This window comes from Streptomyces sp. NPDC006879 (assembly GCF_042869595.1).
Classification (GTDB): Bacteria; Actinomycetota; Actinomycetes; order Streptomycetales; family Streptomycetaceae; genus Streptomyces.
In genome coordinates, this window is record NZ_JBIAGC010000025.1 from 1 (window position 1) to 12,368 (window position 12,368).

Annotated in this window: 14 protein-coding genes and 3 riboswitches; of the genes, 2 read left to right on the forward strand and 12 right to left on the reverse strand. The window is 70.3% G+C overall.

Annotated features, from left to right (window positions below; genetic code table 11):
* Nucleotides 1–245: 245 nt before the first annotated feature.
* Nucleotides 246–476, forward strand: coding sequence for an EF-hand domain-containing protein (locus ACFYMC_RS19080; RefSeq protein ID WP_388526374.1), 231 nt, complete (start codon nt 246–248; stop codon nt 474–476).
* 40 nt (nt 477–516) lie between these two features.
* Here the strand turns inward: ACFYMC_RS19080 and ACFYMC_RS19085 are convergent, their stop codons facing one another.
* From ACFYMC_RS19085 to ACFYMC_RS19120, 8 genes are all read right to left on the reverse strand, one after another.
* Nucleotides 517–1,131 carry a PadR family transcriptional regulator gene (locus ACFYMC_RS19085; protein ID WP_388526377.1) on the reverse strand — a complete coding sequence of 205 codons (615 nt, stop codon included), beginning with the start codon at nt 1,129–1,131 and terminating at the stop codon, nt 517–519.
* A gap of 78 nt (nt 1,132–1,209) precedes the next feature.
* Nucleotides 1,210–2,064 (reverse strand): energy-coupling factor ABC transporter ATP-binding protein, encoded by an 855-nt coding sequence (locus ACFYMC_RS19090; protein ID WP_388526379.1) that lies wholly within the window; start codon nt 2,062–2,064, stop codon nt 1,210–1,212.
* Nucleotides 2,061–2,810 (reverse strand): cobalt ECF transporter T component CbiQ, encoded by a 750-nt coding sequence (cbiQ, locus tag ACFYMC_RS19095; RefSeq protein ID WP_388526382.1) that lies wholly within the window; start codon nt 2,808–2,810, stop codon nt 2,061–2,063. The genes ACFYMC_RS19090 and cbiQ overlap by 4 nt, the downstream gene beginning before the upstream one ends.
* 6 nt (nt 2,811–2,816) lie before the next feature.
* Entirely contained in the window at nt 2,817–3,164 is a 348-nt protein-coding gene (locus tag ACFYMC_RS19100) for an energy-coupling factor ABC transporter substrate-binding protein (protein WP_388526385.1), read from the reverse strand.
* Entirely contained in the window at nt 3,161–3,862 is a 702-nt protein-coding gene (locus ACFYMC_RS19105) for an energy-coupling factor ABC transporter permease (RefSeq protein ID WP_388526558.1), read from the reverse strand. The genes ACFYMC_RS19100 and ACFYMC_RS19105 overlap by 4 nt, the downstream gene beginning before the upstream one ends.
* 29 nt (nt 3,863–3,891) lie before the next feature.
* Nucleotides 3,892–4,089, reverse strand: a riboswitch (cobalamin riboswitch).
* 307 nt (nt 4,090–4,396) lie between these two features.
* The gene (locus ACFYMC_RS19110; RefSeq protein WP_388526388.1) at nt 4,397–4,903 is read right to left on the reverse strand and encodes a hypothetical protein; all 507 of its coding nucleotides are present in this window, start codon (nt 4,901–4,903) and stop codon (nt 4,397–4,399) included.
* Nucleotides 4,904–4,996: 93 nt separating this feature from the next.
* Entirely contained in the window at nt 4,997–5,311 is a 315-nt protein-coding gene (locus ACFYMC_RS19115; RefSeq protein WP_388526391.1) for a DMT family transporter, read from the reverse strand.
* 14 nt (nt 5,312–5,325) lie between these two features.
* A riboswitch (guanidine-III (ykkC-III) riboswitch) is annotated at nt 5,326–5,386 on the reverse strand.
* 139 nt (nt 5,387–5,525) lie between these two features.
* Nucleotides 5,526–7,142, reverse strand: a complete 1,617-nt coding sequence (locus ACFYMC_RS19120; RefSeq protein WP_388526394.1) for a hypothetical protein — start codon at nt 7,140–7,142, stop codon at nt 5,526–5,528.
* Nucleotides 7,143–7,257: 115 nt separating this feature from the next.
* Between ACFYMC_RS19120 and ACFYMC_RS19125 the strand changes: the two genes are divergently transcribed.
* The gene (locus ACFYMC_RS19125) at nt 7,258–7,479 is read left to right on the forward strand and encodes a hypothetical protein (RefSeq protein WP_388526397.1); all 222 of its coding nucleotides are present in this window, start codon (nt 7,258–7,260) and stop codon (nt 7,477–7,479) included.
* Nucleotides 7,480–7,565: 86 nt separating this feature from the next.
* On the opposite strand, the gene ACFYMC_RS19130 is transcribed toward ACFYMC_RS19125, so the two are convergent.
* The 4 genes from ACFYMC_RS19130 to gcvT all read right to left on the reverse strand — a co-directional run bounded on the left by ACFYMC_RS19130 (nt 7,566) and on the right by gcvT (nt 12,087).
* Entirely contained in the window at nt 7,566–8,948 is a 1,383-nt protein-coding gene (locus tag ACFYMC_RS19130; protein ID WP_388526400.1) for an L-serine ammonia-lyase, read from the reverse strand.
* Between the two features lie 235 nt (nt 8,949–9,183).
* Nucleotides 9,184–10,452, reverse strand: a complete 1,269-nt coding sequence (glyA, locus tag ACFYMC_RS19135) for a serine hydroxymethyltransferase (protein WP_388526403.1) — start codon at nt 10,450–10,452, stop codon at nt 9,184–9,186.
* A gap of 14 nt (nt 10,453–10,466) precedes the next feature.
* Entirely contained in the window at nt 10,467–10,847 is a 381-nt protein-coding gene (gene gcvH / locus ACFYMC_RS19140) for a glycine cleavage system protein GcvH (RefSeq protein WP_388526406.1), read from the reverse strand.
* 124 nt (nt 10,848–10,971) lie between these two features.
* A complete protein-coding gene (gene gcvT, locus ACFYMC_RS19145) occupies nt 10,972–12,087 on the reverse strand; it encodes a glycine cleavage system aminomethyltransferase GcvT (RefSeq protein ID WP_388526409.1) in 1,116 nt (371 codons plus the stop codon).
* A gap of 153 nt (nt 12,088–12,240) precedes the next feature.
* Nucleotides 12,241–12,346, reverse strand: a riboswitch (glycine riboswitch).
* Between the last annotated feature and the right edge of the window lie 22 nt (nt 12,347–12,368).

Consider the following 12,368-nt stretch of genomic DNA (forward strand, 5'->3'; position numbering starts at 1 on the left):
GCAAGGGCTCCCACTTCCTCGCCTTCCTCGGCCTCGCAGCCGCCCTGACCTGCTACAAGAAGCTCGCGAAACTCGCCACGTGAGACACCCACTAATTCCGGCCCATGGGGGGCTGATTTCCAGATGGACACCGGCTGAATACGGGCTTCTCGCGGGGTGGCTCCTGCCGGGTGGGACCGTGCGGGCTCCCGCCGGCGTGGTGCGGCGGGCGCTAACCTTGCCCGGTCAACAAGCACCATGAAGGGGTGGATCCAGTGGCGGACATCGACAACGACGCGGCGCGCGCGACCTTTGCCCGGTACGACCTGAACGGCGACGGCCACATCAGTGTCGAGGAGTTCAAGCGGGTCATGGCCGAGATGGGTGACCCGTTCGTCACCGGCCCGGTGGCCGAAGCCGTGCTCGCCGCCAAGGACGCCAACGGCGATGGCGTCGTCACCTTCGAGGAGTTCTTCGCCGCGGCGAAGAAGATCTGAAGGCCCCGCGCATCCGACGGCCCGGCCCGAGGGTTCTGCCTCAGGAGCCGGGCCGTTCGTCTCCCTCCGCGCCCTCGGCTGGCGCCCTCGGCGCGTTGTCGCCCGCGTGCGCCGACAGGGACTCGACCTCCGGCAGCGCCTCGGCGAGCCAGTGCAGCCAGAAGGACTCCAGGGCGATCCCGCCACGTAGCACGATCCGCCGGAGCCGGTCGGCCTCGGAGTCCCTGCCCGGCGGGAAGTCCCGTTCCTCGATGGCCCGGTATTCGGCGAGTTGGACCCGGTGTAGTTCCAGGTGCCGCCGCAGCTCTGCCTCCAGGCCGCCTGGGCCGCCGGTGCCGACGACCCCAGCGGCCCGAAGGCGCAGCAGGAGCGGATCGCGCATGGGCTTGGGGTCCTGGCTCTCGCCGACCCAGCGGACCAGTTCGGCCCGGCCCGCCGACAGCACCTCGAACTGCTTCTTCTGCCCGCGGGTGGGGACCTGGGAGGGCAGGGCGCGGATCAGCCCGGCGGTCTCCAGTTTCCCCAGTTCCCGGTAGATCTGCTGGTGCGTGGCGGACCAGAAGTACCCGATGGACCGGTCGAAGCGGCGGGTCAGCTCCAGACCGGAGGAGGGCTTCTCCAGGAGAGCGGTGAGGATCGCGTGCGGGAGGGACATGCCGCCATCCTAGGGAGCGCCGCCGAGCTGCCCGGCCGCCCCGGGCGGCACGTGCCCGAAGGCCAGCCGGCGAGCACCCTACCGGTCTGTCGCCCCGGACCCGCAGGTCGACCAGGCATCGAGTTCCTCCGCGGTGCGCGGTCCCCGTTCCCGCTCTCCCAGCAGTCCCTGTTCCCGCAGGAGCGCGGCCACCGCGGTCGCCCACGGCCTCCGCAGCCGGGCCGCGTCCAACAGCGTTGCGTCCGAGAGGAGTTCGGTGACCGGCCCGCACCGCAGGCCGTCGGGGGCCAGTACCGCCGCGTCATCGGCCCAACGCAGCGCCAGATCCACGTCGTGGGTGGCCATCACCACCGTGGTGCCCCACCGGCCAAGCCGGGCGAGGACCTCCAACAACCTTTCCTGCCCGTGTGGATCCAAACCCGCGGTCGGCTCGTCCAGGATCAGCACCCGTGGGCGCATCGCGACCGCACCGGCGATCGCTGCCCGCTTGCGCTGCCCGTAGGAGAGCAGATGCGTCGGGCGGTCCCGAAGGGCCGTGATGTCCAGGGCCGCGAGGGCCTCGTCCACCCGCTCCCGGACCGCCTCCTGGGTCAGACCGAGGTTCATCGGCCCGAAGGACACGTCCTGGCCCACCGAAGCGGCGAACAGCTGATCGTCCGGATCCTGCACCACCAGCTGCACCGAGGTCCGGAGCCCGGTCAGTCCCTTGCGGCCGTAGCGCACCGGCTCCCCGGCGAGCAGCACCTCGCCCGAGTCCGGCCGGAGCCCGCCGCTCAGCAGCCGCAACAGCGTCGTCTTCCCACCGCCGTTGCGGCCCAACAGCGCCAGCGAGCGGCCCTCACGGATCGCGAAGTCCACCCGGTGGAGCACCGCGGGGCCGTCTTCGTAGGCGTAGGACACATCGAGGAGTTCGACGATCGGTCCGCAGGTCACAGCACCAGCCCTTCCAGTACGAGCGTGGTGGCGCTCAACGAGGTCAACAGCACTCCGGTCGCCGCCAGGAACGGCCAGGACAACACCGTGGACGGCACCAGCACCCGCATCGTGCCGTCGTAGCCCCGCCCGGCCAGCCCGGCCTCCAAACGCGAAGCCCGGTCGAAGGCCCGGACGAAGGCGGTCGCTGCCAGTCCGGCGAGCGAACGCCAGGCCGCCGCCCGGCTGGTGTGCCCCAACCGAGCGGCCTGCGCCTGCCGGATCTGGGCGACCGAGTCCAACAACAGGAAGCCGATGCGGTACATGACGAGCGCCACCGCCACCACCGGGGCCGGCACCCCGGCCCGGATCAGCCGCGGCAGCACGTCGGACACGGGTGTGGTGAAGGCGAACAACAGCACCCCCAAGGAGGCGGCCGAGGTGCGCAGTAGCAGCTCCGCGGCCAACCGAGGGCCCCCAGGTGCCAGTGCCAGGAATCCTTCCTGGCCTCCCAGCTGCACCAGCAGCGGCAGTGCCCCGGTGAAACAGAATCCGAGTGGGATCCGGTACGCGCGCCACAGTTGACGCCACGTCACCCCGGCTGGCCCCAACAGGATCGCCACGGTGGCCGCGCCCACCAGCACCGAGCCCGGCCAGGGTGGCAACGCGACCGCCGACCCGGTGAGCCCGAGACCGAGGACCGCCTTCTCCAGTGGATGGCGGCGGCGCCAGCGGTTGCCGTGCGCCGCCACATCGATCGGCAGCACCGGCCGCTACCGTGCGGAGCTCACGGTGGGCCCGGTCTCGCCCGCCCGCGCCGCCGCGGCCTCACCCTGGCGGCGGCCACGCCGCACCCCGAAGTAGTAGGCCAGTACGCCCGCGCCGAGTGCCGCCTGGAGGGCGAACAGGGCGGACTCGATCTCACCCGAGGGCGGCTCGTACAGGGGGGAGAACCAGGGTTCGTAGTCGGGCTTCAGCTCGGTGATGGCCACCTCCGCCTGCGCGTCCGCGCCGGTGAACGGCTCCTCCTTGCCGTCGCCGAGCCCCAGCGCGAGGGGCAGTACGGCCAAGGCCGCCACCAGGAGCAGCAGCACAGTGTTGATCTTCGCGTTCCGGCTCATCGGACCGGGGCCTCCTGCTTCTGCGCCTTCGGGGTGATTCGGGCCAGGACGCCCAGCCGGATCAGGTCGCTCTTGCTGGACTGGCTGAGCAGCCGCATCACCAGTACCGTCAACAGGCCCTCGCTGACGGCCAGTGGGATCTGGGTGACGGCGAAGATTCCGGCGAACTTGGCGAGCGCCCCGGGGATGCCGCTGCCCGGGTCCGGGAAGGCCAGTGCCAGCTGCACGCTGGTGACGCAGTAGGTGACCAGGTCGGCGAAGAAGGCGCCGAAGAACACCGACACCATCAGCGGGGCCTCGAAGCGCCGCAACAGCTTGTAGACGGCGTACCCGGCCCACGGGCCGGCGATGGCCATCGAGAAGACGTTCGCGCCCAGCGTGGTGAGTCCGCCGTGGGCCAACAACAGGGCCTGGAACAGCAGGGTGATCGTGCCCAGCACCGCCATGATCGGCGGCCGGAAGAGGATGGCTCCGAGCCCGGTACCGGTGGGGTGCGAGCAACTGCCCGTCACCGAGGGGATCTTCAGTGCGGAGAGAACGAACGTGAAGGCCCCCGAAGCGCCGAGCAGCAGGGTGCTCTCGGGGTTCGCCTTGACCTCGCGGGTCAGGGAGCGTACGCCGTGGACGACGAAGGGAGCGGACGCGGCGCCCCAGGCGACCGCGTGCAAGGGGGGTAGAAACCCCTCGGCAATATGCATGAGTGGGGGAGACCTCTCCAGCACCTCGTGGATGGACAACGCGCCCCGGCCGGTCTCCTGGCTCACGGGTACTCATGCCCGGACCCCGCCTTCCCGGGCCGGCGTGGGACTCCCCGCGTCAGCCCAGTGGCTTCCCGAAGGAGTGGAGCCGGACTTCCCGATCACAGTGGCGAGGGCCGCGCCGGTTTCACACCGTCTTCCCGTACACCAAGGCCCTGCGACCCTAATGGCCTACCCCAGCGAGCCACAACCCGGCCCGAATTCGGGCAGCGGAGCGCGGCCGGGACCACGGCCCGCGCGATCCACGGCCCGTGGTCCCCTCGGCAGGCACGTCGGCCCTCGGGGTTCACGCCTCCCGGTGACCTCGGGCGACCGGCCCGGTTCTGTTCGAACGATCGCCGTGTGCTCCTCGCGGGGTCCCCGGCCTCTGGCCCGAGCGGGCCCGCTCGCCGGAGGCGAGCGGATGCCCGGCACACGCAAACGGCGGGCCGGGACGGGCGCGTGCGCCGTCCCGGCCCGCCGGCCGCAGGTGCTTCAGCAGACGTTGGCGTGCTTGAAGTCGAGCACCACGCGCTCGGGCCCATGCAGCTTGAACGTCTTGTAGGTGGGCTTGGTGTTGAAGGCGGCTCCGAAGGTCACGTACGCCTCGTAGTCGCCGGTCAGAGCGATGCCCTTGAGCTTGGGAAGGTAGATCTTCTGCAGCTTGGGGCCCCGGTAAACGGACTTGCCCGCCTCATTGTGCGCCTGGGCGGGGTTGAGACGGATCTCCAGGAAGTAGCGGCCCGCGAGCGGGACCTTCCGGCCGGACCCGTCGTATCGCAGTTCGCTGACCCGCCGCACCGACACCGTGGGGACATAGCCCCTGATGTCGATGACCAGGCGGTCGTACGTGCAGTGCCCGCCCCAACGGGCGTTGACGACGCGTGGGGTCTGGGTCGCGGGCGCAGCCGAAGCGGCGGCCGGGACGGCGATTCCCACGCCCAGGGTGAGTGCGGTGCCGGTGGCGACGGCCACCAGGCGCTGACGTTGACGCAGAGGCATGGCGTTCCCCGATTCTCCCTGATACGGGGACAGTATTGTCATACGCGGAGACACCCGGAGGAACCCAACGGTTCCCGTCGCGGGGACGGGATTTCAGTGCAGGGCCTTCAGCCCGATCACACAGCCCACGATCCCGGCCAGCAGTGCCAGTTTCACCGCCGAGACGCTCTCGCCGCCGAACAGCATCCCGTAAGCCACGGTCAGCGTCGCACCGATGCCGACCCACACCGCGTAACCGGTACCGATCGGCAGGGTGCGCAGGGCGTAGGCGAGCCCGGCCATGCTCAGCACGAGGCCCACGCCGAAGACCGCGGTGGGCACCGGCCGGCTGAATCCGGCGCTCCTGCCCAGTGCGGTGGCCCAAACGGCTTCGAGGACCCCGGAGACGATCAGAACGATCCACGCCACGACGAACAGCTCCCTCGACGCCGTCGTCGTGTCCGGGTACGGCGCCCCTCGTCCGGGAGCTGGTCTGAGCTCTGCCCCCACCCTCGCACGGGCTGTCCGGTCCGGGCCAGGGACCAAGGACCCTGTTCCGCAGCCCAGGTCCCGGATCGTGCCCCAACACGCGGACGCCAGCCGCGCCCTGCCCGTGGCTGCTCCCCGCGTGCGCCCCAACGGCTCAGACGTCACCGACGAGGGGCTCCTGGTAGGTCCGCAACAGCTCCCGCAGCTCCGCTGCGCTGCTCAGCTCGCCCGAGGGGTACGCGGTCGGGGCGTTGGCCAGCAGGGCGGGCAGTGCCCCTTCGGCCGCTGCCCGCTCGATGAGTTCGTCGGCGACGACCTCGCCCTGCCGCACGTCGTAGAGCGAGTAGAGCAGCCGGAGCATCGACAGCGGGGCGGCGGCCGTGAGGATCCGACCCGCCAGGTCGGCGCGCTGGTGCGGCAGCAGCACGACGAACTCTTCGCGGAACGCACCAGCCCCGCCCACCGCTCGCTCGGCGATGTGGACGAGCGCGGCGAGGACCGCGGCGGCCAGGCAATCGCGCCCCTGCTCGGCCAGGCGACGGGCGATCCCGAACAGCCGACGCGGCTGGAACCCGTGGCGGGCGGTCTCCCGGACGGCCCGTTCGGTCGCCGGCGCGTCGTCGACGAGGCCCAGCAGGGCGACCAGGTCCACCGCCCGCGCCGACCACACAGCCCGGGCGAGCAGTGCATCACCCATGGCGCAGTCCTCTGCCGTGACCCACCGCGCGTACAGGTGGGCCAGGTCCTGGGGCGTCCTGGCCCTGACGGCCTCCGAGAGCAGTTCGCGGTCCAGCTCGACCTCACGCCCGAGCGCGGGCAGTTGCTCGCCCAGCGCTGCCACCGTGTCCACGGAGCGGTACTCGCACACCAGGCCCACCAACCAGTCCGCCCGGTGCCGCGCCTCAACGACGAGCCATCCCAGGATGCGGAACAACTCGTCCGCCGGCCGCTCCCATGCGGCTGCCTCCAGCGCCCTCGTCACCTCGCGCGGCCGTCCGGCCACGAGGTGGCTGGACAGCCGGTCCAGCAGCTCCAAGACAGACAGGGGCCGCTCCGGGGCCGCTTCCTGCTCGCGAGCCGCTCGCAAGGCGGCGAGTTCCTCCTCCAGCCCGAGCACCCGGTCCTCCAGCGTGCGGCAGCGTGCCTGCGCGTCGGTCTTCAGAGCGTTCACGTCGGCGAGGTCGGCCCGTGCCCGGGTGAGCTCCCCTTCAAGGGTCTCGCGGATGTGCCGGTGCTCGGCTGTGGCTGCGAGCAGCTCCAACTCGCGGTGCCGCGAGGCGGCCCGGTCCCTGGCCCAGTCGTGGCCCAACTGCTTCCGCTCGGCGGTCACGGCGGCCAGTTCGGCCTCCAGGCGGTCCATGTGCTCGTGCAGGGCCGCCTGCTCGCGTTCCAGGCGGGCGATGGCGCGACGGGCGTGGGCGACCTCCTGACGCGCCAACTCCACCTCGTACTCGGCCGGGTCCGTGGCCCGAACCGCCGCGAGCCGCTGCTCTCGGACCCGGGTCTTGGCCGCTTCCTTGAGCGGGGCACCGAGCTGCTCCTGCGCCTCCTGGATGAGGCGTTCGACGAAGTCCCGGGAAGCCACCCGTTGGCCGCCGAGATACCGGGAAACGATCGAGTGGTGCAGTTGGACGCGGGCCGCGTAGCCGCGCTGGGAGATCCCGAGCGTGTTGAAGAGCCGTGTCAACGTGTTGCCGAGCGCGGCAACCTCAGGCACTTCCCCGCGTTCCACCGTGGACGAACCGGCTGGTGGGCGCGTTGGATCGGCCATGAGCCCCCTCCCGCGAGCGGTGCACCTCATTGGCAACGGTGCGAGCTGTCGCAACGTATCCGGCATTCCCCAGTCTGGGGTCGTCAATCAGCCGCTAGCGCAGGGAACGTGACATATGATCGACAAATTGCCGTGCCTGTTGGCGAGCGCCCGCTGGTCGGGTCGGGTGCTCGTGGTGACGCTCGCGTTCGTGCCCGTGGTCATCGTGACGCTCGCCTCCGTGCCCGCGCTCTTGGTGCTGCCCTTCTCGCGCCGGCGCAGCGCACAGGCGTCCGGCATCGTGCGTCAACTGGTGGGCTGGACCCGCGGGCTTCTCGTGACGGGCCGCGAGTGGTAGCCGGTACGGAATCGACCCGGCCGATCAGGACGGGGCGGGCCCCGACCGCGCTGGAGATCGGACCGCGCTGGTCGGGGCCAGCTCCGTCAGCACTCGATGACGTTGACGGCGAGACCGCCGCGCGCTGTCTCCTTGTACTTGACCTTCATGTCGGCGCCGGTCTCCTTCATGGTCTTGATGACCTTGTCCAGGGAGACCTTGTGGCTGCCGTCGCCGCGCAGCGCCATCCGGGCCGCGGTGATGGCTTTGACCGCCGCCATGCCGTTGCGCTCGATGCAGGGGATCTGCACCAGGCCGCCGACCGGGTCGCAGGTCAGGCCGAGGTTGTGCTCCATGCCGATCTCGGCCGCGTTCTCCACCTGCTCGGGGGTGCCGCCCATGACCTCGGCCAGGGCTCCCGCCGCCATGGAGCAGGCCGATCCGACCTCGCCCTGGCAGCCGACCTCGGCGCCGGAAATGGAGGCGTTCTCCTTGAAGAGCATGCCGATGGCGCCGGCGGCGAGGAGGAAGCGGACCACGCCGTCCTCGTCGGCGCCGGGGACGAAGTTCACGTAGTAGTGCAGGACCGCGGGCAGGACGCCGGCAGCGCCGTTGGTCGGGGCGGTCACCACCCGACCACCGGCCGCGTTCTCCTCGTTCACGGCCATCGCGTAGATGGTCGTCCACTCGCTGCGGTGCAGCATCGGGTCGCCCTCGGTGCGCAGCTGCCGTGCGGTGGCCGCGGCACGGCGCCGCACCCTTAGCCCGCCGGGCAGGATGCCCTCACGGGCCAGGCCCCGCTGCACGCAGGCCTGCATGACTCGCCAGATCTCCAGCAGCCCCTCGCGGATCTCCTCCTCCGTCCGCCAGGCCTTCTCGTTCTCCAGCATCAGCGAGGAGATCGACAGGCCGGTCTCGGAGGCCAGCCGCAGCATTTCGTCGCCGCTGCGGAAGGGGTACTTCAAGACGGTGTCGTCGAGCTTGATCCGGTCCTCGCCGACCGCGTCCTCGTCGACGACGAAGCCGCCACCGACCGAGTAGTAGGTCTTCTCCAGCAGGGGGGTGCCGGCCTCGTCGTAGGCGAAGAGGGTCATGCCGTTCGCGTGGTAGGGCAGGGACCGGCGGCGGTGCAGGACCAGCTGGTTGGGCTCGTCGAAGTCGATCTCGTGGGTGTCGCCTATTTCCGCTCCGAGCAGCCGCAGGCGGGCCGTCCGGCGGATGCGCTCGACCTCCTCGTCAGCCCGTTCCACGTCCACGGTGCGCGGTGAGTAGCCCTCCAGGCCGAGCAGGACGGCCTTGGGAGTGCCGTGGCCGTGACCGGTGGCGCCGAGGGAGCCGAAGAGTTCGGCCCGTACGGAGGCGGTCTGGGCGAGGACCCCCTCCTTCTTCAGCCTGGTGACGAACATCCGCGCGGCACGCATCGGGCCCACCGTGTGCGAGCTGGACGGGCCGATGCCGATGGAGAAGAGATCGAATACGGAGATGGCCACGGTGGCGGACTCCCTTGTCTGCTCGTGGGGCGGGAGGGGCAGAAGGTGCGGGATGGGATGTGTGCGGAATTTGTCCGACAGGTGAGCGTAGCGCGAACGAGCGAACGGCTGTCCTGTCGAAGTTGAACAAAAGGGTCACGCCGGAGCTGGCGCGAAGGCTCCGCGGGGCTCCGTGGGGCATGAGGAAGGGGCCCGGCCCCAGGTGGTGACGCGGCCGGGCCCCTTCGACCGTCGACTACAGCGACGGGTACAGCGGGTGCTTCGCGGCCAGGGCCGAGACGCGGGCCTTGAGGTCCTCGGCGTCGTACGAGGGCTTGAGGGCGGCGGCGATGATCTCGGCGACCTCGGCGAAGTCCTCGGCGCCGAAACCGCGGGTGGCCAGGGCCGGCGTGCCGATCCGCAGGCCGGAGGTGACCATCGGCGGCCGGGGGTCGTTGGGGATGGCGTTGCGGTTGACCGTGATGCCGATCTCGTGGAGCCGGTCCTCGGCCTGCTGACCGTCCAGCTCGGAGTTGCGCAGGTCGACCAGAACCAGGTGCACGTCGGTGCCGCCGGAGAGGACGGAGACGCCCACCTCGGTGACGTCCGGCTGTACCAGGCGCTCGGCGATGATCTTCGCGCCGGCCAGGGTGCGCTCTTGGCGCTCCTTGAACTCGGGTGAGGCCGCGACCTTGAACGAGACGGCCTTGGCCGCGATCACGTGCTCCAGCGGACCGCCCTGCTGGCCCGGGAAGACCGCGGAGTTGATCTTCTTGGCCAGTTCCTGCGTGGACAGGATGACACCGCCACGGGGACCGCCGAGGGTCTTGTGGGTGGTGGTGGTGACGACGTGGGCATGCGGCACCGGGTTGGGGTGCAGGCCCGCGGCCACCAGGCCGGCGAAGTGGGCCATGTCCACCATCAGGTACGCGCCGACCTCATCGGCGATCCGTCGGAAAGCCGCGAAGTCCAGCTGACGCGGGTAGGCCGACCAGCCGGCGACGATCAGCTTCGGCTTGGACTCCTTGGCGAGGCGCTCGACCTCGGCCATGTCCACCTGGCCGGTCTCGTCCACGTGGTAGGGGACCACGTTGTAGAGCTTGCCAGAGAAGTTGATCTTCATGCCGTGGGTCAGGTGACCGCCGTGAGCCAGGCTCAGGCCCATGATGGTGTCGCCCGGCTTCAGCAGCGCGAACATCGCGGCGGCGTTGGCCTGTGCTCCCGAATGCGGCTGCACGTTGGCTGCCTCGGCGCCGAACAGGGCCTTGATGCGGTCGATCGCGATCTGCTCGACCACGTCGACGTGCTCGCAGCCACCGTAGTAGCGGCGGCCCGGGTAGCCCTCGGCGTACTTGTTGGTCAGGACCGACCCCTGGGCCTCCATGACGGCCACCGGAGCGAAGTTCTCCGAGGCGATCATTTCCAGGGTCGACTGCTGACGGTCGAGCTCGGCGTCGACGGCGGCGGCGACGTCCGGGTCGAGCTCGTGGAGGGAAGAGTTGAGAAGCGACTTGTCGGTAGACATTGCGGTCCCTGTGATCAGTTGCCGGAGGTGAGCTTGGCGTACTCGTCTTCGGAGAGCAGGTCTGCCGGCTCTGCGCTGATGCGCACCTTGAACAGCCAGCCGTCCACGAAGGGGGCGGTGTTCACCAGGGCCGGGTCGTCCACGACGTCCTGGTTGGCCTCGACGACCTCACCGGTGACGGGGGAGTAGAGGTCGCTGACGGACTTGGTCGACTCCAGCTCGCCGCAGGTCTCACCTGCGGTCACGGTGTCGCCGACCTCGGGAAGCTGGGCGTAGACGACGTCACCGAGCGCGTTGGCCGCGAACTCCGTGATGCCGACCGTCGCGACGCCGTCCTCGGCGACCGACAGCCACTCGTGCTCCTTGCTGTAACGCAGCTGCTGGGGGTTGCTCATGACCTGATTCTCCTGGATGCGGGGAAGTGCGAACGAACGGTGGTCTTGCTGGGTGAGACGAGCCGGGGCGAGGCGGATCACACGCCGCGGTGCGTACGCTGAGCGGGCCCGGTACGGGCCACGCTCACTTCTGCCGCTTGTAGAAGGGCAGAGCGACGACCTCGTACACCTCATGCGTACCTCGGATGTCCACGCCGACGCCGGAGGTGCCGGGTGCGGCGTGCTCCGCGTCGACGTAGGCCATCGCGATCGGCTTGCCCAGCGTCGGGGACGGCGCTCCGGAAGTGACCTCGCCGACGACCTCACCACCGGCCAGCACCGAGAAGCCGGCCCGCGGAACGCGCCGGCCCTCGGCGATCAGGCCGACCAGCTTGCGCGGCGCCTTGGCCGCGGCGCTCTCGGCGGCCGACTCCAGGGCGCCGCGCCCCACGAAGTCGCCCTCCTTCTCGAACTTCACGACCCGGCCAAGGCCCGCGTCGAACGGCGTCAGGGAGGTGGTCAGCTCGTGCCCGTACAGCGGCATGCCCGCTTCCAGGCGCAGCGTGTCACGGCAGGACAGGCCGCAGGGGATCAGGCCGGCGCCCTCGCCCGCCTCGGTCAGGGCCCGCCACAGGCCCTCGGCGTGCTCGGGGGCGACGAACAGTTCGAAGCCGTCCTCGCCGGTGTAGCCGGTCCGGGCGATCAGCGCGGGGACGCCGGCAACGGTGCCGGGCAGACCCGCGTAGTACTTCAGAGTGTCGAGATCGGCATCGGTGACCGACTTCAAGATGCCCGGGGACTGCGGGCCCTGGATCGCGATCAGGGCGTAGGCGTCACGGTCGTCGCGCACCTCGGCGTCGAAACCGGCGGACCGCTCGGTGACGGCGTCGAGGACGGTCTGGGCGTTGGAGGCGTTCGCGACGACCATGTACTCGGTCTCGCCGAGGCGGTAGACGATGAGGTCGTCCAGGATGCCGCCGTCCTCCCGGCAGATCATCGTGTAGCGGGCGCGGCCCACGCCGATGGTGCCGATGTTGCCGACCAGCGCGTAGTCGAGGACCTTGACGGCCTCGGGGCCCGTCACGGTGATCTCGCCCATGTGCGACAGGTCGAAGAGGCCGGCCCGGGTACGCACGGCGTTGTGCTCGTCGCGTTCGCTTCCGTACCGCAGGGGCATGTCCCAGCCCGCGAAGTCGGTCATCGTCGCACCGAGCGAACGATGCAGGGCATCGAGGGCGGTCAGACGGGGGGTGGTCGACATAAGGGTGGCTCCCAAGGCAGGTCCGCAAGCGTGACTGAGGACGATCCTCCCCATCTGTCATCGGAACCTGAGAGGTTCGTCACGAGCGCACAGGAGTACGACAGTGACTTGCACCTTGGGTGGAGCCGGCAGCGGCTCGCTTTTCAGATGTGCCTCGCCCGCGCGGTACGGGGCCTGAGAGATTCAAGGGAGGTACTTGCTCCTTCGGCGTCCGGAGGCACCTGGTGTCGGTGGCCCGGAACTCTCCCGCGCGGATTCAAGCGGCCGGTATGCAGTTGGCG

What these genes read in the sequence shown, in the direction of transcription:
- gcvT (WP_388526409.1), bottom strand. Translation starts at nt 12,087, where the DNA reads ATGTCGACCACCCCCCGTCTGACCGCCCTCGATGCCCTGCATCGTTCG.
- ACFYMC_RS19125 (WP_388526397.1), top strand. Translation starts at nt 7,258, where the DNA reads ATGATCGACAAATTGCCGTGCCTGTTGGCGAGCGCCCGCTGGTCGGGT.
- ACFYMC_RS19120 (WP_388526394.1), bottom strand. Translation starts at nt 7,142, where the DNA reads ATGGCCGATCCAACGCGCCCACCAGCCGGTTCGTCCACGGTGGAACGC.
- glyA (WP_388526403.1), bottom strand. Translation starts at nt 10,452, where the DNA reads ATGTCTACCGACAAGTCGCTTCTCAACTCTTCCCTCCACGAGCTCGAC.
- gcvH (WP_388526406.1), bottom strand. Translation starts at nt 10,847, where the DNA reads ATGAGCAACCCCCAGCAGCTGCGTTACAGCAAGGAGCACGAGTGGCTG.
- ACFYMC_RS19100 (WP_388526385.1), bottom strand. Translation starts at nt 3,164, where the DNA reads ATGAGCCGGAACGCGAAGATCAACACTGTGCTGCTGCTCCTGGTGGCG.
- ACFYMC_RS19085 (WP_388526377.1), bottom strand. Translation starts at nt 1,131, where the DNA reads ATGTCCCTCCCGCACGCGATCCTCACCGCTCTCCTGGAGAAGCCCTCC.
- ACFYMC_RS19110 (WP_388526388.1), bottom strand. Translation starts at nt 4,903, where the DNA reads ATGCCTCTGCGTCAACGTCAGCGCCTGGTGGCCGTCGCCACCGGCACC.
- ACFYMC_RS19105 (WP_388526558.1), bottom strand. Translation starts at nt 3,862, where the DNA reads ATGCATATTGCCGAGGGGTTTCTACCCCCCTTGCACGCGGTCGCCTGG.